This window comes from Pseudomonas sp. PLMAX, from assembly GCF_046042685.1.
GTDB classification, from domain to species: Bacteria; Pseudomonadota; Gammaproteobacteria; order Pseudomonadales; family Pseudomonadaceae; genus Aquipseudomonas; species Aquipseudomonas putida_AE.
In genome coordinates, this window is the sequence record NZ_CP064949.1 from 1,292,549 (window position 1) to 1,311,392 (window position 18,844).

Sequence of the window (18,844 nt, forward strand, 5' to 3'; positions counted from 1 at the left end):
GAAACGTGAGGTAGTTGAGTTCATGTCCTTTACCCGTCGCCAAATCCTCGGTGGCCTGGCCGGTCTTGTAGTCGTTGGTGTCGGTGCGGGGGGCGCGTCGCGTTACTGGCTGGGCAAGATGGCTGACGCGGATGCCGGTCACGACTATGAACTGATTGCGGCACCGCTGGACGTCGAGCTGGTGGCCGGGCACAAGACCCCGGCCTGGGCGTTCGGCCCGTCGGCGCCAGGCACCGAATTGCGCGTGCGCCAGGGTGAATGGCTGCGGGTGCGATTCATCAACCACCTGCCGGTTGCCACCACGATTCACTGGCACGGCATCCGCCTTCCGCTGGAAATGGACGGCGTGCCTTACGTGTCGCAGTTGCCAGTGTTGCCGGGTGAATACTTCGATTACAAATTCCGTGTGCCGGATGCCGGCAGCTACTGGTATCACCCGCACGTGAACAGTAGCGAAGAGCTCGGTCGTGGCCTGGTCGGCCCGCTGATCATCGAGGAGCGCGAGCCCACCGGTTTCAAGTATGAAAAGACCTTGAGCCTGAAAAGCTGGCACGTCGACGACGTCGGCAATTTCGTCGAGTTCAGCATTCCCCGGGAAGCCGCCCGTGGCGGTACGGCGGGGCGCCTGGCGACCATCAATGGTGTGCCGCAGGCGGTGATCGACTTGCCCGCCGGACAGATCACCCGGGTACGCCTGCTCAACCTCGACAACACCCTGACCTATCGCCTGAACATCCCCGGCGTCGAAGCGCAGATCTATGCGCTGGATGGCAATCCCATCGAGCCGCGACCGCTGGGCAAGGAATACTGGCTGGGCCCCGGCATGCGCATTTGCCTGGCGATCAAGGCGCCGCCGGCCGGTGAAGAGTTGTCGTTGCGCAATGGCCCTGTACGCCTGGGTACGTTCCGCTCGGTGGCCAATACCGACGCACCGACCCAATGGCCGCCGGCGCTGCCCGCCAACCCGGTCGCCGAGCCGGACCTGGCCAATGCCGAGAAACTCAACTTCAATTTCGAATGGGTCGGTTCGGTGTCGGTGAACGTCGACAACGGCAGGCCGCCGAGCCTGTGGCAGATCAACGGCAAGGCCTGGGATATCACCGACAAGACCTGCGCCGACCGCCCGATTGCCAAGCTCGAGAAGGGCAAGAGCTACATTTTCGAATTGAAGAACATGACTCAGTATCAGCATCCGATTCACCTGCACGGCATGAGCTTCAAGGTGATTGCCTCGAACCGGCACAAGGTCATCCCGTATTTCACCGACACTTACCTGTTGGGTAAGAACGAGCGGGCGCAGGTGGCGCTGGTGGCGGATAATCCTGGCGTGTGGATGTTCCATTGCCATGTGATCGACCACATGGAAACCGGCCTGATGGCCGCTATCGAGGTGGCGTGATGCGTCAGATTCGTCCCGCCGCCATCATCGACCGCAGCCGTGACCGCGACTTCATGCGTGAAGCCCTGGCGCTGGCGGCCCAAGGCGCCGCCCTGGGCGAAGTGCCGGTGGGCGCCGTGTTGGTGCAGGACGGTGAAATCATCGGCCGTGGCTTCAACTGCCCGATAAGCGGCAGCGATCCCAGTGCCCACGCCGAGATGGTCGCGATCCGCGCTGCCGCTCAAGCTGTGAGCAACTATCGTCTGCCGGGCAGTACGCTGTATGTGACGCTGGAGCCGTGCAGCATGTGCGCCGGCTTGATCGTGCATTCGCGGATTGCACGGGTGGTGTATGGCGCGCTGGAACCCAAAGCCGGGATTGTTCAGAGCCAGGGGCAGTTTTTTACCCAGGGATTTTTGAATCACCGGGTGTTGTATGAGGGTGGGGTGTTGGCGGAGGAGTGTGGGGCTGTTTTAAGTGAGTTCTTCAAGGCCCGTAGAGCCAAACCTTCAGACTGAACACTGAACTAATGTGGGAGCGGGCTTGCTCGCGAAGAGGGTGTGTCAGTCGACATGGTTGTTGTCTGACACACCGCTTTCGCGAGCAAGCCCGCTCCCACATTTTGATCTCCATTGATCTGGAGAATGGCTTACTTGCGAGCGACGATGACTGCCCGCATCGGCGCCGGCAGCCCTTCAATGGTCTTGCTGTGATCTTGCGGATCAAGGAAATCACTCAGCGACTGATACTTCATCCACTCGGTGCCGCGCTGTTCCTCGACCGTGGTCACACTCACGTCCACGCATTTCACATCGCTGAACCCGGCACGCCGCAGCCACAATTCCAGGGCCGGCACCGACGGCAGGAACCAAACGTTGCGCATCTGCGCGTAGCGGTCTTCCGGCACCAGCACTTGGTGTTTGTCGCCTTCGACCACCAGCGTCTCCAGCACCAGTTCACCACCCTTGACCAGGCAATCCTTCAGCGCCAGCAAATGCTCGATCGGCGAGCGGCGGTGGTAGAACACGCCCATGGAAAACACCGTGTCGAACCCTTCGAGGTTCGGCGGCAGGTCCTCGAACGGGAAGGGCAGGTGCCAGGCATTCGGCTCTGACAAGTAACGTTGAACCGCCTGGAACTGGCAGAAGAACAACCAGTTCGGATCGACGCCGATCACGCTGTCGGCGCCAGCACCGAGCATGCGCCACATGTAATAGCCGTTGCCGCAGCCGACATCGAGGATGCGCTTGCCCTTGAGGTCCAGGTGCGGGGCGACCCGCGACCATTTCCAGTCCGAGCGCCATTCGGTGTCGACGTGCACGCCAAACAGGTCGAACGGCCCTTTGCGCCATGGTGACAAGCCCATCAGCGCGGTGCGCATCTGTGCGCGGGTTTCATCGTCGCAATCGGTGTCGAGCTTCAAGTCGTTGAGCAAATCAACTTCACTCGGCTGGATCTTCGGTAGGGCGTCCAGCGCGCTCTGCCAGCGTTCCAGGTCGCCGTGGCCCTTCTCCATTTTCTTGTCGAGTTGCTGCTGCAGGGTGTTGGCCCAATCAGCCAGCGGCGTGCCGGCCAGACGACGGGCGAGGGGGGACAGATCTATCATGGCAAGGCAATCAACGAGGCAAAGTTAAGACACTGGAACCACGGCACGACTTTCGAGAACCCGGCTGCCAGCAGGCGTTCGCGGTGTTCTTCGAGGCTGTCGGGCTTCATGACGTTTTCGATGGCGCTGCGCTTCTGGGCGATTTCCAGTTCGCTGTAGCCGTTGGCGCGCTTGAAGGCGACGTGCAGGTCGGTGAGCAATGCGTGCTCCTGCTCGTCTTCAAAGCGCAGTTTTTCCGAGAGAATCAATGCGCCACCGGGCAACAGCGATTGGCGGATGCGCGACAGCAACGCGGTACGCTGGTCTGGCGCAATGAATTGCAGGGTGAAGTTCAAAGCCACCACTGAAGCCGGTTTGAACTCCAGGGCGAGGATGTCGCCTTCGATCACGTCCACCGGCAGCAACTCCTGGAACATCGAGTCCTGGCCGTTCAGATATTCACGGCACCGCTCGACCATCGCCGCGGAGTTATCCACAGCGATAACGCGACAACCCTCGGTGCGCACATGCCGACGCAGCGCCTGGGTCACCGCGCCCAGGGACGAACCGAGGTCGTAGAGCACGCTGCCCGGCTGGGCGAACTGCGCGGCGAGCACACCGAGGTTTTCGACGATGGTCGGGTAACCCGGCACCGAGCGCTTGATCATGTCCGGGAACACCCGCACCACGTCCTCGTTGAAGGCGAAGTCAGGCACCTGGGCCAAAGGCTGGGCGAAAAGGCGATCGGATTCTTTGCTCACGGCGGTTCCGGCGGTGGAGGTGGAAAAGGCCGGCATTTTAGCCAAGTTGGCGCGGGGATGCGCGGGTTGTCTGATAAACCGAAGGGGGGCAGTTCTGAAATCGGCGTGTCCAGTCCGACCGCCTTCGCGAGCAAGCCCGCTCCCACAGTGGTTTTGTGTGCGACACAGATTCAATGTGGGAGCGGGCTTGCTCGCGAAGGGGTCAACGCGGTTTCTGATCGAACGCCGATGCCGTGATGCCCCATTGGCCAAGCCAATAGCTGAGGATGATCACGTAGGGCGCCGCATCAAACGGAATCACAAACCGACTGATACCAATCACGCTATCCGAAAACACAAACGCCACGGCGCCAGCAGCGGCCAGCAGCGCCGAACGCTTGGGCACGTCAGTACCGAGTCGGGCCAGCGCACGCCAGAGCATGGCGCTGATCGCCAGGCCGTAGACGATCACCGGAATCAGCAAGGGCCCCAGCCCGTGAGAGATCAGGATTCCCAGCAACACCACGCCAACGCCGAGGGCCAGCATCAGTGGCAACAGGGCCAACTGCTTGCAGTCACTCAAGTAAGCTTTCAGATACGCCAGATGCGCGACCAAAAACGCCCCAAGGCCAAACACGAACAAATCCCCCGGCCATGCCAGCAACACGTCGCCGACCAAGGAGAAAATCAAGCCAAGGCTGATCCAGCGCCGATACTCGCTGGGCGGTGCATCGTGCAGCCAGCCGAGCAGGGCCAGGACCGGCAGCGGCTTGACCAGCAGGCAAAGCAGGGAGGCGTGAACGCTCAGGCCATAAAGAAAGGTCACCGCGCCCATCAGCGCCAGAATCAGCCAGCCCACGGTCAGTTGACCGAAATGGCGCAGTCGAAGGCATCCGCCGGCAGCACTTCCGGTGCCCAGGGTTGCTGCGACGTCAGGCGCAAACGTCCCGTGCCAGTGGCGAACGCCTGGAACCGCCAGGTCGACACACCGGCAGCGCCGACGACGCCGGCATCTTCCGGATTGCTGTAGACCTCAGGGCTGAGCGCGTGCAACACGCCACCGGCCGAATCCTGGATGGACCAGCGATAACCCGTGGTCGGATTGCTCGGCAGGGTCAGGATCAGGTTTTGCCCGCTGGTGAGTTTTACCGGGCATTCGCTTTGTTTTTCCACAGTCACGTTGTGCGCAGGTTGCGTGGCGCAAGCGGCCAGCAAGGCGAGTGCGAGGGGGATTAACAGGCGAGTGGGGGACATAGGTTCAGCGGCTCCGGCGTTCACGACGAACGGCGAGCATAACCGAGATGAGACAAATTGTGACAGTCGCCGAAGGTAGCGGTGGCAGGGCTGACGCCATCGCTGGCGAGCCAGCTCCTACAGGGTTTTGCGGTGGACACACCTTTAGTGAGCACCGCCGGCCACTGTAGGAGCTGGCTTGCCAGCGATAGCGGTAGCGCAATCGCTACAGCAACATCAGAAAAGCACCTTCGCCACATCCGCAAACCGCTTGGCGAAATGCACGGTAATGCCCTCCTTCAGATACTCCGGCAACTCCTCGAAATTGCCCCGGTTCGCCTCCGGCAGTATCAGCTCGAAAATCTTCTGCCGCCGCGCCGCTATCACCTTCTCACGCACCCCGCCAATCGGCAGTACATGCCCGGTCAGGGTCAGTTCGCCGGTCATGGCCACGCCTTTTTTCGGTGGCTGGTTGCGGGCCAGGGACAGCAGGGCGCTGGCCATGGTCACACCGGCGCTCGGGCCGTCTTTCGGCGTGGCGCCTTCCGGGACGTGCAGGTGGACGAACGCTTCGTCGAAGAATTTCGGATCACCGCCAAACGACTTCAGGTTGGAGCTGACGTAGCTGTAGGCAATTTCCGCCGATTCCTTCATCACTTCACCCAGTTGCCCGGTGAGTTTGAAGCCGCGGTTGAGCGTGTGGATGCGCGTCGCTTCGATCGGTAGGGTGGCGCCACCCATGCTGGTCCAGGCCAGGCCAGTGATCACGCCGGTGCCGGAAAGCACTTGCTCGTTACGGAACACCGGTTTGCCCAGGGACGATTCGAGGTCTTTCGGGCCAATCTTGATTGTTGCTTGCGGATCTTCGAGCAGCTTCACCACGGCTTTGCGCACCAGTTTGCCGAGGTTTTTTTCCAGCTGACGGACCCCTGCTTCACGGGCATAACCGTCGATCAGCGCCTTGAGGGCATTGTCGCTGATGCTCAGGCTGCCTTTCGATACGCCGGCCTTCTCAAGCTGTTTCGGCCACAGGTGACGCTTGGCGATGGCGACTTTTTCTTCGGTGATGTAACCCGACAGGCGGATCACTTCCATCCGGTCCAGCAAGGGACCGGGAATCGAATCCAGGGTGTTGGCGGTGCAGACGAACAGCACTTTCGACAGGTCCATGCGCAGATCGAGGTAGTGGTCGAGGAATTCGACGTTCTGCTCAGGGTCCAGGGTTTCCAACAGCGCCGAGGCCGGATCACCCTGATAGCTTTGGCCCATCTTGTCGATTTCGTCGAGCATGATCACCGGGTTCATCACTTCGACGTCTTTGAGCGCCTGCACCAGTTTGCCCGGTTGTGCGCCGATGTACGTGCGGCGATGGCCCTTGATCTCGGCCTCGTCGCGCATGCCGCCCACGCTGAAGCGGTAGAACGGTCGACCGAGGGATTCGGCGATGGATTTGCCGACACTGGTCTTGCCCACGCCCGGCGGCCCTACCAGCAGCACGATGGAACCGCTGATTTCGCCCTTGTAGGCACCGACCGCGAGAAACTCGAGGATGCGGTCCTTGATGTCGTCGAGGCCGGCGTGGTGGTTGTCCAGCACCTTGCGCGCGTGCTTGAGGTCGAGCTTGTCCTCGCCGTATACGCCCCACGGCACCGAGGTCGCCCAGTCGATGTAATTGCGGGTGACCGCATATTCCGGCGAGCCGGTCTCGAGGATCGACAGCTTGTTCATTTCTTCTTCGAGGCGTTTCTGCACCTGCGCTGGCAGGACCTTGCCCACCAGTCGCTGTTCGAACTGTTCGAGGTCAGCGCTGCGGTCGTCCTTGGTCAGCCCCAGCTCCTGCTGGATGACCTTGAGTTGTTCCTTGAGGAAGAACTCGCGCTGATGCTCGCCGATCTTGCGGTTCACTTCGGCGGAAATCTCTTTCTGCAGCCGCGCGACCTCGACTTCCTTGCGCAGCATCGGCAGGACTTTTTCCATGCGCTTGAGCATGGGCACGCAGTCGAGCACTTCCTGCAGTTCGCTGCCGGTTGCCGAAGTCAGGGCAGCGGCGAAGTCGGTCAGTGGGGATGGATCGTTGGGGCTGAAGCGGTTGAGGTAGTTCTTCAGCTCTTCGCTGTACAGCGGGTTGAGCGGCAGCAGTTCCTTGATCGCATTGATCAGCGCCATGCCGTAGGCCTTGACCTCGTCGGTCGGCTCGGTGGGCTGGTGCGGGTATTCGACTTCCACCAGGTAAGGCGGGCGATGGTGCTTGAGCCAGGTCTTGAGGCGCACACGGGTCAGGCCCTGGGCAACAAATTGCAGTTTGCCGTTTTCGCGACTGGCGTGGTGCACTTTGACCAGGGTGCCGTACAGCGGCAGGGCCGAGGTATCGAAATGGCGCGGATCTTCCTGGGGGGTGTCCATGTAGAACAGGGCCAGGGAGTGGTGATCGGATTTGGCGACCAGGTCGAGGGTTTCAGCCCAGGGTTCTTCATTGACGATGACCGGCAGGACCTGGGCCGGGAAGAAGGGGCGGTTGTGAATCGGAATGATGTAGACCTTGTCCGGCAGGTTCTGGCCGGGCAGGGCCAGGCCCTTGCCGGTGGTGTGGTGTTCGGTGGTTTCCGGGTCGGCGTATTCGCTGGGGTCTTCGGGGAAGGCTTGCTGGTCGCTCATGGGGCACCTGCGCAATGGGGTATGGGTCTTAGATGGGGCAGGCCTTGTGTGGTTTCAATGGGGGAGGGGATATTCGGGGAGCGTTCAGGATCTGGACAGGTCCTGGCCATTTGCCCGTGCAGGCATGGCGCGTCGATCAGAACGGACAGCGTTCCCACGGCATGGGAACGCTTCTGCGGGATGTCAGGGGCGAATCTCGATCATCGTGCCGTCCGGCACCAGGTTCCAGATCTCGCGCATGTCCATGTTGCGCATGGCGATGCAACCGTCGGTCCAGTCCAGAGTGTGGAACAGGTGCTCGGGGTTTTCTTCGGTGTCTGGGGTGCCGTGGATCATGATCATGCCGCCGGGATCGACACCTTCGCGTCGTGAGCGGGCGGAATCGCTGATGTTCGGGTAGGAGATGTGCATGGCCAGGTTGAAGCGGTCGCTGACCTTGCGCCAGTCGATCCAGTAGAAACCTTCCGGCGTGCGTTTGTCGCCTTCCATCAGTTTCGGTCCCTGGGGCCTTTTGCCCAGGGAAATGCGATAGGTCTTGAATGGCTTGCCGTCGTTGATCAATTGCAATTGATGGGCAGACTTGAGAACCAGGATTTTCTCGATGACCTTGCCGTTCATGGGCTCCATGGCAGTAGCCTGGGACACCGTGACGAACGACAAGAAGAACAGGGCAAGCAACCAGCGCATTGAAACGATTCCCCAAGAGGTGTCGCGACTATATATCTATTTATAGGTGTTTTTGCAGGCGCTGCCGAGGGTTCGGCCGAGTTCGGACGATCTGTGCGCGCCTAACGATGATACCAAGATGACATCAACTGATGACAGGCTGGGCCAGCGGCGGGATCGATTCGGACCGCACGGGGTAGACCTCGGTCCGCCGGTCAGCGAAGAAGCATTCTAAGGTACGGCCCACCGTGCGGAAAGCCAGCTCGTCCCAAGGAATGTCGGCTTCGTCGAATAGTTGCACTTCCAGGCTCTCTGGGCCCGCCGCAAAATCCAGGTCCGCCAACTCGGCGCGGAAGAACACATGCACCTGGCTGATGTGCGGTACGTCGATCAGCGTATAGATGCTCAGGTTGCGCACCCGCGCACAGGCTTCCTCGGCGGTCTCGCGAATGGCCGCCTGCTCGATGGTCTCACCGTTTTCCATGAAGCCAGCAGGCAGGGTCCAGTAGCCCCGGCGCGGCTCGATGGCGCGGCGGCACAACAGCACCTGGGTGCCCCAGGTCGCCACGCAACCGGCGACGATGTTGGGGTTCTGGTAATGGATGGTGTGACAGCTGTCGCAGACAAAACGCAGGCGTGAATCGCCTTCGGGAATGCGCTGGGTCACCGGGTTGCCGCACTGACTGCAAAATTTCATGCTTGGGTTCCTGAATGCTGCGCCTATCTTGGCGTGCGGCGGTGGCTGTCGGCAAGTTGTCGTTTCGCGACATGCCACTGTCCGGGGGGTTGGGCGACCTAAGCGATTAGTGCATGATGCAGGGTAAGGCACTGATCGAGAACACTCATGCTGGACGAGCTACTGCATCGGGTAAGTCACCACACACCGCGCACGCTGGAGACTGACCGACGTTTCCCCGAGGCCGCCGTCCTGGTGCCGATTACCCGCAGTGACGAGCCGGAGCTGGTGTTGACCCTGCGCGCCAGCGGGCTGTCGACCCATGGTGGCGAAGTCGCTTTCCCCGGTGGTCGACGCGACCCCGAAGACCCCGACCTTGTTTTTACCGCCCTGCGCGAAGCCGAGGAAGAGATCGGCCTGCCACCGGGACTGGTCGAAGTGATCGGCCCGCTGAGCCCGTTGATCTCCCTGCATGGCATCAAGGTCACGCCTTATGTCGGGGTAATTCCGGACTTCGTCCAATACCGCGCCAACGATGCCGAGATCGCCGCCGTGTTCAGTGTGCCCCTGGAGTTCTTCCGCGAGGACCCGCGCGAGCACACCCATCGCATCGATTATCAGGGGCACAGTTGGTACGTCCCGAGTTATCGCTACGGCGAATTCAAGATCTGGGGTTTGACGGCAATCATGATCGTCGAGTTGATCAATCTGCTCTATGACGCGAAAATCAGCCTGCACTCGCCGCCTAAAAGCTTTATCAATACCTGAAGCCATCATTCGAATGGCCTGAACACGCCGCTGCCTGAGCCTTGAGGACAACACGATGAAATACCGCCTGGGCGACGCCCGAGTCGAGACCCACCCACAGAGCTGGGTCGCTCCCAATGCCGTGCTGGTGGGCAAGGTCAAGCTGGAAGAGGGCGCCAACGTCTGGTTCAACGCCGTGCTGCGGGGCGACAACGAACTGATCCTGATCGGCAAGAACAGCAACGTCCAGGACGGCACTGTGATGCATACCGACATGGGCTACCCGCTGACCATCGGTACCGGCGTGACCATCGGCCACAACGCCATGCTGCACGGCTGCACCGTGGGTGACTACAGCCTGATCGGCATTAATGCGGTGATCCTCAATGGCGCGAAAATCGGCAAGAACTGCATCATCGGCGCCAATTCGTTGATCGGTGAAGGCAAGGAGATTCCCGACGGTTCGCTGGTCATGGGCTCACCCGGCAAGGTGGTGCGCGAACTGACCGAGGCGCAGAAGAAGATGCTGGAAGCCAGCGCCGCTCACTACGTGCATAACTCGCAACGTTATGCCCGCGACCTGGCTGAGCAGGAAGAATGACGACGACCGAACGAGCAGTGCCATCGCCCTGCGTGAACATTTGCGCGCTGGACGACGATGACATCTGCACGGGGTGCCAGCGCACGGTGGAAGAGATCACCCGTTGGAGCCGGATGGACAACGAAGAACGGCGCAAGGTGTTGGGGTTGTGCCATGAGCGGGCCAAGTCCAGTGGGTTGGTGTGGATGATTGGGGTAAGGCCCGAAAAATGAGGCGAGGCCTTCGCGAGCAAGCCCGCTCCCACATTTGACTAGTGTTGCTCATACATGTTGTGACCGATCCTGAACAATGTGGGAGCGGGCTTGCTCGCGAAGGCGTCAGCACTGTCACCACCGCCTCCTGTGAAGTACCCTGTGCGCCAAATTGACAGGTGCCCCCCATGTTCTTCCTGATCGCCTACATCGGCAGCGTAGTGCTGACCAACTACGCCTTCTCCACTGCCCCGCACCTGGACATCATCTGGTCGGCGTGGGGTGGCCTGGTGTTCGTGTTGCGCGACATGGTGCAAACCCGCTTCGGGCACGGCGCGATTGCGGCAATGCTGGCGGCGCTGGTGCTGTCCTACATCACCTCCGATCCCTCCATCGCCCTGGCCAGCGCCACGGCGTTCGCGGTATCGGAGTGCATCGACTGGCTGGTGTTCAGCATCACCCGTCGTCCGTTGCACGACCGGCTGTGGATAAGTTCGGCCCTGAGCATCCCGCTCGATACCTTTATCTTCTTCGGCATGATCGACGCGCTGACTCCCGGTGTGATTCTCACCGCCCTGGGCTCGAAGTTCGCCGGCGTCACGGCCGTCTGGCTGATCATGGCCTGGCGCTTGCGCAAACAGGCGCTCGTCAGCTGAGCCAAACCCTGCGGTTCATGTAAAATGCCGCGCTTTCTCCCCATGGGAAGCGCGCCAGGCGCCGCATCCCTCGATGATCCGCTTCTTGAGGACTTGAGATGACCCGTATCGGAACTCCATTGTCGCCCACCGCGACCCGCGTATTGATGTGTGGCTGTGGCGAACTGGGCAAGGAAGTGGTGATCGAGCTGCAACGCCTGGGCGTTGAGGTGATTGCCGTGGATCGCTACGCCAATGCCCCGGCCATGCAGGTGGCGCATCGCAGCCATGTGATCAACATGCTCGATGGCGCGGCCCTGCGCGCGGTGATCGAAGCCGAAAAGCCGCACTTCATCGTGCCGGAAATCGAAGCCATTGCCACCGCCACCCTGGTGGAACTGGAGGCCGAAGGCTTCACCGTCATCCCGACCGCGCGTGCCGCACAGCTGACCATGAACCGCGAAGGCATCCGTCGCCTGGCTGCCGAAGAGCTGGACCTGCCGACTTCGCCTTACCACTTCGCCGACACCTTCGAGGACTACAGCAAGGCCGTCGAGGATCTCGGTTTCCCGTGCGTGGTCAAGCCGGTCATGAGTTCTTCGGGCAAGGGCCAGAGCCTGCTGCGCAGCGTCGATGACGTGAAGACGGCCTGGGACTACGCCCAGGAAGGCGGGCGTGCTGGCAAAGGCCGGGTGATCGTCGAAGGTTTTATCGATTTCGATTATGAAATCACCCTGCTGACCGTGCGCCACGTCGGCGGCACCACCTTCTGCGCGCCGGTCGGCCATCGCCAGGAGAAGGGCGACTACCAGGAAAGCTGGCAGCCTCAGGCCATGAGCCCGGTGGCTCTGGCTGAATCCGAGCGCGTGGCCAAGGCCGTGACCGAGGCCCTGGGTGGCCGTGGCCTGTTTGGCGTCGAGCTGTTCATCAAGGGTGATCAGGTGTGGTTCAGCGAAGTGTCGCCGCGTCCGCACGACACTGGCCTGGTCACGTTGATTTCCCAGGACCTGTCGCAGTTCGCCCTGCATGCACGGGCGATTCTGGGCCTGCCGATTCCGTTGATCCGCCAGTTCGGCCCATCGGCCTCGGCGGTGATCCTGGTGGAAGGGCAGTCGACCCAGACTGCTTTCGCCAATCTGGGCGCGGCCTTGAGCGAGCCGGATACGGCGTTGCGTCTGTTCGGCAAGCCTGAAGTGAATGGCCAGCGCCGGATGGGGGTTGCATTGGCTCGTGACGAGTCGATCGAAGCGGCTCGTGCCAAGGCGACCCGTGCATCCCAGGCTGTTGTGGTAGAGCTCTAAACCGAGTCGAAGCCATTCGCGAGCAAGCCCGCTCCCACATTTGGACCGCGTTCTATCAGACAGAATGCGTCCAAATGTGGGAGCGGGCTTGCTCGCGAAGCTTTGGCTTTTGCCTTTCTTCAGGCAACCCGATTCAAGTCGTTATTACGCGTCTCCTTCAGGCACAGCACGGCAATCAGGCTGAGCACCGCCGCCCCCGACACATACCCGCCGACATAACTCAATCCGCCCATCGCTACCAGTTTCTGCGCGAAGAACGGTGCGGCCGATGCCCCGACGATCCCGCCCAGGTTGTAGGCCGCCGATGCGCCGGTATACCGCACGTGGGTCGGAAACAGCTCTGGCAGCAGCGCACCCATGGGCGCAAAGGTCACGCCCATCAGGAACAGCTCGATGCACAGGAACAGCGCCACGCCCCAGGTCGAACCCTGGGTCAGCAGCGGTTCCATCAGGAAACCGGACAGGACCGCCAGCACACCCCCGATGATCAGCACCGGTTTACGCCCGTAACGGTCGCTGGCCAGGGCTGACAGTGGTGTGGCCGCGGCCATGAACAACACCGCGAAACACAGCAGGCCGAGGAAGGTTTCACGGCTATAGCCGAGCGTCGCCACGCCGTAACTCAGCGAGAACACGGTCGAGATGTAGAACAGCGCATAACACACCACCATCGAGCCGGCGCCCAGCAGCACTGGCATCCAGTATTGGCTGAACAGCTCCACCAGCGGCATCTTCACCCGCTCCTGGCGCGCCATGGCGTTGGCGAACACCGGTGTTTCGTGGAGCTTGAGGCGCACATACAGACCAACCATCACCAGCGCGGCGCTGAGCAGGAAGGGAATCCGCCAGCCCCAGGCGCGGAACTGTTCATCATCCAGGCCCATGGCCAGGGTCAGGAACAGGCCGTTGGCCGCAAGAAAGCCGATGGAGGGGCCCAGTTGCGGGAACATGCCGAACCAGGCGCGCTTGCCCTTGGGCGCATTCTCGGTGGCGAGCAAGGCGGCTCCGCCCCATTCGCCGCCCAGCCCCAGGCCCTGGCCGAAGCGCAATACACACAGCAGGATCGGCGCCCAGGCCCCGATGCTGTCGTAACCCGGAAGTACGCCGATCAGCGTGGTGCACACGCCCATCAGCAACAAGGAGGCGACCAGGGTCGATTTGCGCCCAATGCGGTCGCCAAAGTGCCCGAACAAGGCCGACCCCAGGGGGCGTGCAAGAAATGCGATGCCGAACGTGAGGAAGGCCGAGAGCATCTGGGCCGTGCCGGATGTCTGTGGGAAGAACACAGGGCCAATCACCAGCGCGGCGGCGGTGGCATAGACGTAGAAGTCGTAGAACTCGATGGCCGTGCCGATGAAACTCGCCGTGGCCACGCGGCTGGCGGAGTTCACCGGTTGCGCGGGGGTGGAGTCGTTATAGGTTGTGCTGGTCGTCATGCGGTTATCCCTGACAGTCATGGGCCCCAGTGGAGCGAATTATTATGGTCGATTACCCAGGGATGTGGGTGGAGGCGCGGTCGCTGTTCCAGGTAGGAACAGGCGTCGGTGTGCAGCGGACGTTTCTGGTGGTCAGGCCGGAACTTGCGGTGTGCGGGGTAAGCACGGGACGGCGAGGCTTGTGTAAGCGACTCGATTATAGAAAGGTGGCTAACGATTCAACAAGTGCAAAAAGATCGCAGCCTTCGGCAGCTCCTACAGGAGCGCGCGTTCCAATGTAGGAGATGCCGAAGGCTGCGATCTTTTAACAATCTAGAGGGTGGGTAGAGCAGCGGGAGCCGGGTTGATATGCCAGATCAACACCTGAGTCACCCGATTGTCCTCGGTCTCAAGAATTTCCAGCCGATAACGACCGATTTTCAAGCACACAGGGCAGTCCGGGATAGTTTCCAATGCTTCTGTCACCAGCCCGTTCAGGGTTTTCGGGCCGTCGCTGGGCAGGTGCCAGCCGAGGCTCTTGTTCAGCTCGCGGATCGAGGCGGCGCCGTCGATCACCAGGCGGCCATCGGCCTGGGGGTGGATATGCGGGTTGTCCAGGCTTTGCTGGCTTTCGAATTCCCCGACGATTTCTTCGAGAATGTCTTCCAGGGTAACGATGCCCAGAACCTCGCCGTATTCGTCGACCACCATGCCCAGGCGCCGCTGCTGCTTGTGGAAGTTCAGCAGTTGCAGTTGCAGCGGGGTGCTTTCAGGAACGAAATACGGTTCGCGACAGGCCGCCAGCAGCGCTTCCAGGGTCAGGCTGCCGTCGGGGAGCAAATGGCCGATTTGCCGGGTATTGAGCACCGCTTCGACCTGGTTGATGTCACTGTGGAACACCGGCAGACGCGTGCGCTGGTTGTGGCGCAGTTGCTCGATGATGTCTTCGATCGGGTCGTCGAGGTTGATCCCTTCGACCTCGCTGCGCGGTACCAGAATGTCGTTGACCGTGATGTTGTCCAGCGCATGGATGCCCGGCAGCGGGTGCGGGCGGCTGGCGGCTTGCTCGTGATGGTCGTGGCGCTCCAGCGCCGGCTCGTCTTCGCTCTGTTGCACGACATTGGCCTTGCGGGCGAACGGGCGCATCAGCAACTGGCTGATGGCATTGAGCAGCCAGGCCGCCGGGTAGATGAGCTTCAGTGGTATGGCCAGCAGGTTGTTGCCCAGTGCCAGGATCGCGTCCGGATGCCGGGCGGCGAGGGCGCGGGGCAGGTAGTCGGCGAGGATCAACAGCAGCGCGCCCGCGCCGAGACAGGCCAGCCACGGGCCGTTTTCGGCCCAGGTGAAAATCGCCAGCAAGGTACAGATGACCATCACCAGGGCGCGGCACAGGGTATTGCAGAAAATCAGGCTGACGAGGGGAAAGCTCAACCGGGCCAGCGGTTTGTCGCTGGCGCGCGAGGCGTTGCGCTGGGCCAGCAAATGCTGCTGCGCCGCTTCTATGGCAGTGAACAGCCCTGACCATAAAATCAGCAAGGCCACTACTGCAAGCATCGGCCCTATGGGCAAGTCGTCCATTATTGCCGCCCGTCAGATGTGCAGGATGTATTCGCGAACCAGCTTGCTGCCGAAATACGCCAGCATCAGCAGGCAGAAACCGGCCAGGGTCCAGCGGATGGCCTTGTGGCCGCGCCAGCCAAGGCGGTTACGGCCCCACAGCAGCACGCTGAAGACGATCCAGGCCAGGCAGGCCAGCAAGGTCTTGTGCACCAGGTGCTGGGCGAACAGGTTATCGACAAACAGCCAGCCGGAGATCAGCGACAGCGACAGCAGCGTCCAGCCGGCCCAGAGGAAGCCGAACAGCAGGCTTTCCATGGTTTGCAGCGGCGGGAAGTTCTTGATCAGCCCGGATGGGTGCTTGTGCTTGAGCTGGTGATCCTGGACCAGCAGCAGCAACGACTGGAACACCGCGATGGTGAACATGCCGTAGGCAAGGATCGACAACAGGATGTGGGCGAGAATGCCTGGCGCTTCGTCGATGATCTGCACGGTGCCGGCGGGGGCGAACTGCGCCAGCAGCGCGGTCAAGGCGCCCAGGGGGAACAGCAGGACCAGCAGGTTCTCCACAGGTATTCGTGAGCAGGCCAGTAGCGTCAGGGCGATGACCGCGGCCGCAATCAGGCTGGCGGCACTGAAAAAGTCCAGGCCCAGGCCAATCGGGGTCAGCAGGTGGGTCACCAGGCTGGCGCTGTGGGCCAGCACCGCCAGCACGCCGAGCGTAACCAGCAGGCGCTTGTTGGCCTTGGCGCCAGTGGCCAGGCGAGTGCCTTGATAGAAAGTCGCAGCGGCATACAAGCAGGCGGCGGCGAGGGTAGTAAGCAAACTGGGTGACAAGGGGAGCATAAGTCCTGTTAGGCAAGCCCGAAAGGCGCTGAGTTTGGCATAGAACCCACGCGACACGAAAGTGCGAGGTGTCCGCCAGACGCAGTCTTCGCTATAATCCGCGACCTGCCCACGCCGCAGGCTCGCCGAGCACACGTTTAGTCCGGTCTGGGCCGCCATTATCCCGGTCTACACAGGGCCTGAAAGGATCGCGCAATGTTTGAAAACTTAACCGACCGTCTCTCGCAGACGCTGCGCCATGTCACCGGCAAGGCCAAGCTGACCGAGGACAACATCAAAGACACCCTGCGCGAAGTGCGCATGGCGTTGCTCGAAGCCGACGTCGCCTTGCCGGTGGTGAAAGACTTCGTCAATTCGGTCAAGGAACGCGCTGTCGGCACCGAGGTGTCGCGCAGCCTGACGCCGGGCCAGGCCTTCGTGAAGATCGTCCAGGCCGAACTCGAAAGCCTGATGGGCGCGGCCAACGAAGATTTGAACCTGAGCGCCGTGCCGCCAGCGGTCATCCTGATGGCCGGTCTGCAGGGCGCGGGTAAGACCACCACCGCCGGCAAGCTGGCGCGCTTCCTTAAAGAGCGCAAGAAGAAGTCGGTCATGGTCGTGTCCGCGGACGTTTATCGTCCGGCGGCGATCAAGCAGCTGGAAATGCTCGCCGGTGAAGTGGGTGTGACCTTCTTCCCGTCCGACCTGAGCCAGAAGCCGGTCGAGATCGCCCAGGCAGCTATTAAAGAAGCAAAACTCAAGTTCATCGACGTGGTCATCGTCGATACCGCCGGTCGCCTGCACATCGATGAAGAGATGATGGGCGAGATCAAGGCGCTGCATGCCGCGATCAACCCGGTCGAGACCCTGTTCGTGGTCGACGCCATGACCGGCCAGGACGCCGCCAACACGGCCAAGGCCTTTGGCGATGCGCTGCCACTGACCGGTGTGATCCTGACCAAGGTCGACGGCGATGCCCGTGGCGGTGCCGCCCTGTCGGTGCGCGCCATCACCGGCAAGCCGATCAAGTTCATCGGTATGGGCGAGAAGAGCGAAGCGCTCGACCCGTTCCACCCTGAGCGTATCGCCTCGCGCATCCTCGGCATGGGCGACGTGCTCAGCCTGATCGAGCAGGCGGAAGCGACCCTCGACAAGGACAAGGCCGACAAGCTGGCCAAGAAGCTGAAGAAGGGCAAGGGTTTCGACCTCGAAGACTTCCGTGACCAGCTGCAACAGATGAAGAACATGGGCGGCCTTGGCGGCCTCATGGACAAACTGCCGAACATGGGCGGTGTGAACCTGGCGCAGATGGGCAATGCCCAGGGCGCGGCAGAGAAGCAATTCAAACAGATGGAAGCCATCATCAATTCCATGACGCCGGCCGAGCGCCGTGACCCTGAGATGATCAGCGGTTCGCGCAAACGTCGTATCGCCATGGGGTCCGGCACCCAGGTGCAGGACATCGGTCGCTTGATCAAGCAGCACAAGCAGATGCAGAAGATGATGAAGAAATTCTCCGCGAAAGGCGGAATGGCCAAGATGATGCGCGGCATGGGCGGTATGTTGCCCGGCGGCGGCATGCCCAAGATGTAAAGAATCCGCGCCGGTCATCGCACCGGCGCAGACCCGCAAGGACGCGGGATCTACAGCAAACCCGCACTTGGCGGGAGCTGACTGGCCGTTTTAAACGACGGCTCTATAGCAAATCTGGATGGCGTCCGATAGGCCGCCGGAAAAAGTCATTTGCAAAAGTCCGGATATTCCTTAGAATATGCGGCCTTTCGGGCACCTATGCCCGCTGTGCCTTTAGATTTGCAGCACCGACTACAGGAACGATGTTCACATGCTAACAATCCGTCTTGCCCTTGGCGGCTCCAAAAAGCGCCCGTTTTACCACCTGACCGTAACCGACAGCCGCAACCCGCGCGACGGTTCGCACAAGGAACAGGTTGGTTTCTTCAACCCTGTTGCTCGTGGCCAGGAAGTTCGTCTGTCCGTGAACCAAGAGCGCGTAGCCTACTGGCTGAGCGTTGGTGCACAACCTTCTGAGCGCGTTGCTCAGTTGTTGAAGGAATCTGCCAAGGCTGCGGCCTGAGCAATATGAACGCGACGCCAGCTGTTGCTGATGATTTGATCGTTATCGGCAAGATTTATTCGGTTCACGGCGTTCGCGGCGAAGTGAAGGTGTATTCCTTTACTGATCCGATCAAGAACCTGCTGGAATACAAAACCTGGACGCTCAAGCGTGACGGCAATGTAAAGCAGGTAGAGCTGGTCAGCGGACGCGGGAACGACAAGTTCCTGGTCGCAAAGCTCAAGGGTCTCGATGATCGTGAAGAAGCTCGTCTTCTGGCCGGTTATGAGATCTGCGTGCCACGCAACCTGTTCCCTGAACTGACCGACGGCGAGTACTACTGGTACCAGCTGGAAGGTCTCAAGGTCATCGACACCCTCGGGCAACTGTTCGGGAAGATCGATCACCTGCTGGAGACCGGCTCGAATGATGTAATGGTGGTCAAGCCTTGCGCTGGCAGCCTGGATGATCGCGAACGCCTGTTGCCCTATACCGAGCAATGCGTGTTGGCCGTCGACCTGGCCGCAGGCGAGATGAAGGTGGATTGGGATGCGGACTTCTAAGC

General features: G+C 61.2%; 20 protein-coding genes. 10 read left to right on the forward strand and 10 right to left on the reverse strand.

From position 1 onward, the window contains the following. Positions 1–22 precede the first annotated feature (22 nt). Positions 23–1,399 carry a multicopper oxidase family protein gene (locus DKB71_RS05815; protein WP_408599852.1) on the forward strand — a complete coding sequence of 459 codons (1,377 nt, stop codon included), beginning with the start codon at positions 23–25 and terminating at the stop codon, positions 1,397–1,399. Then, positions 1,399–1,896, forward strand: coding sequence for a tRNA adenosine(34) deaminase TadA (gene tadA / locus DKB71_RS05820; protein ID WP_103394327.1), 498 nt, complete (start codon positions 1,399–1,401; stop codon positions 1,894–1,896). Before DKB71_RS05815 ends, tadA begins: the two co-directional genes overlap by 1 nt. Positions 1,897–2,027: 131 nt before the next feature. On the opposite strand, the gene cmoB is transcribed toward tadA, so the two are convergent. The 7 genes from cmoB to DKB71_RS05855 form a co-directional block, all read right to left on the reverse strand. Beyond that, on the reverse strand, positions 2,028–2,984 hold the full coding sequence (cmoB, locus tag DKB71_RS05825; protein WP_408599853.1) for a tRNA 5-methoxyuridine(34)/uridine 5-oxyacetic acid(34) synthase CmoB: 957 nt from the start codon (positions 2,982–2,984) through the stop codon (positions 2,028–2,030). Then, positions 2,981–3,724, reverse strand: coding sequence for a carboxy-S-adenosyl-L-methionine synthase CmoA (gene cmoA, locus DKB71_RS05830; protein WP_408599854.1), 744 nt, complete (start codon positions 3,722–3,724; stop codon positions 2,981–2,983). Before cmoA ends, cmoB begins: the two co-directional genes overlap by 4 nt. 202 nt (positions 3,725–3,926) lie before the next feature. Beyond that, positions 3,927–4,562, reverse strand: coding sequence for a lysoplasmalogenase (locus tag DKB71_RS05835; RefSeq protein ID WP_408599855.1), 636 nt, complete (start codon positions 4,560–4,562; stop codon positions 3,927–3,929). 2 nt (positions 4,563–4,564) lie between these two features. After that, positions 4,565–4,957 (reverse strand): protease inhibitor I42 family protein, encoded by a 393-nt coding sequence (locus DKB71_RS05840; protein ID WP_323605722.1) that lies wholly within the window; start codon positions 4,955–4,957, stop codon positions 4,565–4,567. Between the two features lie 216 nt (positions 4,958–5,173). Then, positions 5,174–7,591 (reverse strand): endopeptidase La, encoded by a 2,418-nt coding sequence (gene lon, locus DKB71_RS05845; RefSeq protein ID WP_408599856.1) that lies wholly within the window; start codon positions 7,589–7,591, stop codon positions 5,174–5,176. Between the two features lie 183 nt (positions 7,592–7,774). After that, positions 7,775–8,278 (reverse strand): murein L,D-transpeptidase family protein, encoded by a 504-nt coding sequence (locus DKB71_RS05850; protein ID WP_274077241.1) that lies wholly within the window; start codon positions 8,276–8,278, stop codon positions 7,775–7,777. A 124-nt stretch (positions 8,279–8,402) separates the two neighbouring features. After that, positions 8,403–8,954, reverse strand: a complete 552-nt coding sequence (locus DKB71_RS05855; protein ID WP_323605726.1) for an NUDIX hydrolase — start codon at positions 8,952–8,954, stop codon at positions 8,403–8,405. A gap of 147 nt (positions 8,955–9,101) precedes the next feature. Here DKB71_RS05855 and DKB71_RS05860 point away from each other — a divergent pair, with 147 nt between their 5' ends. From DKB71_RS05860 to purT, 5 genes are all read left to right on the forward strand, one after another. Next, positions 9,102–9,701, forward strand: coding sequence for a CoA pyrophosphatase (locus DKB71_RS05860; RefSeq protein WP_274077239.1), 600 nt, complete (start codon positions 9,102–9,104; stop codon positions 9,699–9,701). A gap of 55 nt (positions 9,702–9,756) precedes the next feature. Next, positions 9,757–10,281 carry a gamma carbonic anhydrase family protein gene (locus DKB71_RS05865; protein WP_323626767.1) on the forward strand — a complete coding sequence of 175 codons (525 nt, stop codon included), beginning with the start codon at positions 9,757–9,759 and terminating at the stop codon, positions 10,279–10,281. Beyond that, positions 10,278–10,493: a DUF1289 domain-containing protein gene (locus DKB71_RS05870; RefSeq protein ID WP_408599857.1), complete on the forward strand. Its 216-nt coding sequence runs from the start codon at positions 10,278–10,280 to the stop codon at positions 10,491–10,493. Before DKB71_RS05865 ends, DKB71_RS05870 begins: the two co-directional genes overlap by 4 nt. A gap of 167 nt (positions 10,494–10,660) precedes the next feature. Continuing rightward, the gene (locus tag DKB71_RS05875) at positions 10,661–11,128 is read left to right on the forward strand and encodes a preQ0 transporter (protein WP_274077236.1); all 468 of its coding nucleotides are present in this window, start codon (positions 10,661–10,663) and stop codon (positions 11,126–11,128) included. Between the two features lie 98 nt (positions 11,129–11,226). Continuing rightward, positions 11,227–12,408 (forward strand): formate-dependent phosphoribosylglycinamide formyltransferase, encoded by a 1,182-nt coding sequence (gene purT / locus DKB71_RS05880; protein ID WP_046820365.1) that lies wholly within the window; start codon positions 11,227–11,229, stop codon positions 12,406–12,408. A gap of 119 nt (positions 12,409–12,527) precedes the next feature. Here purT and DKB71_RS05885 read toward each other — a convergent pair whose 3' ends face one another. The 3 genes from DKB71_RS05885 to DKB71_RS05895 form a co-directional block, all read right to left on the reverse strand. After that, positions 12,528–13,844 carry an MFS transporter gene (locus DKB71_RS05885; RefSeq protein ID WP_323626764.1) on the reverse strand — a complete coding sequence of 439 codons (1,317 nt, stop codon included), beginning with the start codon at positions 13,842–13,844 and terminating at the stop codon, positions 12,528–12,530. 312 nt (positions 13,845–14,156) lie between these two features. Next, entirely contained in the window at positions 14,157–15,401 is a 1,245-nt protein-coding gene (locus tag DKB71_RS05890; RefSeq protein WP_408599858.1) for a transporter associated domain-containing protein, read from the reverse strand. 12 nt (positions 15,402–15,413) lie between these two features. After that, complete coding sequence (locus tag DKB71_RS05895) at positions 15,414–16,226, reverse strand: inner membrane protein YpjD (RefSeq protein WP_274077232.1); 813 nt, start codon at positions 16,224–16,226, stop codon at positions 15,414–15,416. Between the two features lie 195 nt (positions 16,227–16,421). Between DKB71_RS05895 and ffh the strand changes: the two genes are divergently transcribed. The 3 genes from ffh (at position 16,422) to rimM (ending at position 18,842) form a co-directional block, all read left to right on the forward strand. After that, entirely contained in the window at positions 16,422–17,798 is a 1,377-nt protein-coding gene (gene ffh / locus DKB71_RS05900) for a signal recognition particle protein (RefSeq protein WP_056726162.1), read from the forward strand. Positions 17,799–18,048: 250 nt separating this feature from the next. Next, positions 18,049–18,300 (forward strand): 30S ribosomal protein S16, encoded by a 252-nt coding sequence (rpsP, locus tag DKB71_RS05905; RefSeq protein ID WP_003198088.1) that lies wholly within the window; start codon positions 18,049–18,051, stop codon positions 18,298–18,300. A 5-nt stretch (positions 18,301–18,305) separates the two neighbouring features. Continuing rightward, positions 18,306–18,842, forward strand: a complete 537-nt coding sequence (rimM, locus tag DKB71_RS05910) for a ribosome maturation factor RimM (protein WP_323605734.1) — start codon at positions 18,306–18,308, stop codon at positions 18,840–18,842. The last annotated feature ends 2 nt before the right edge of the window (positions 18,843–18,844 follow it).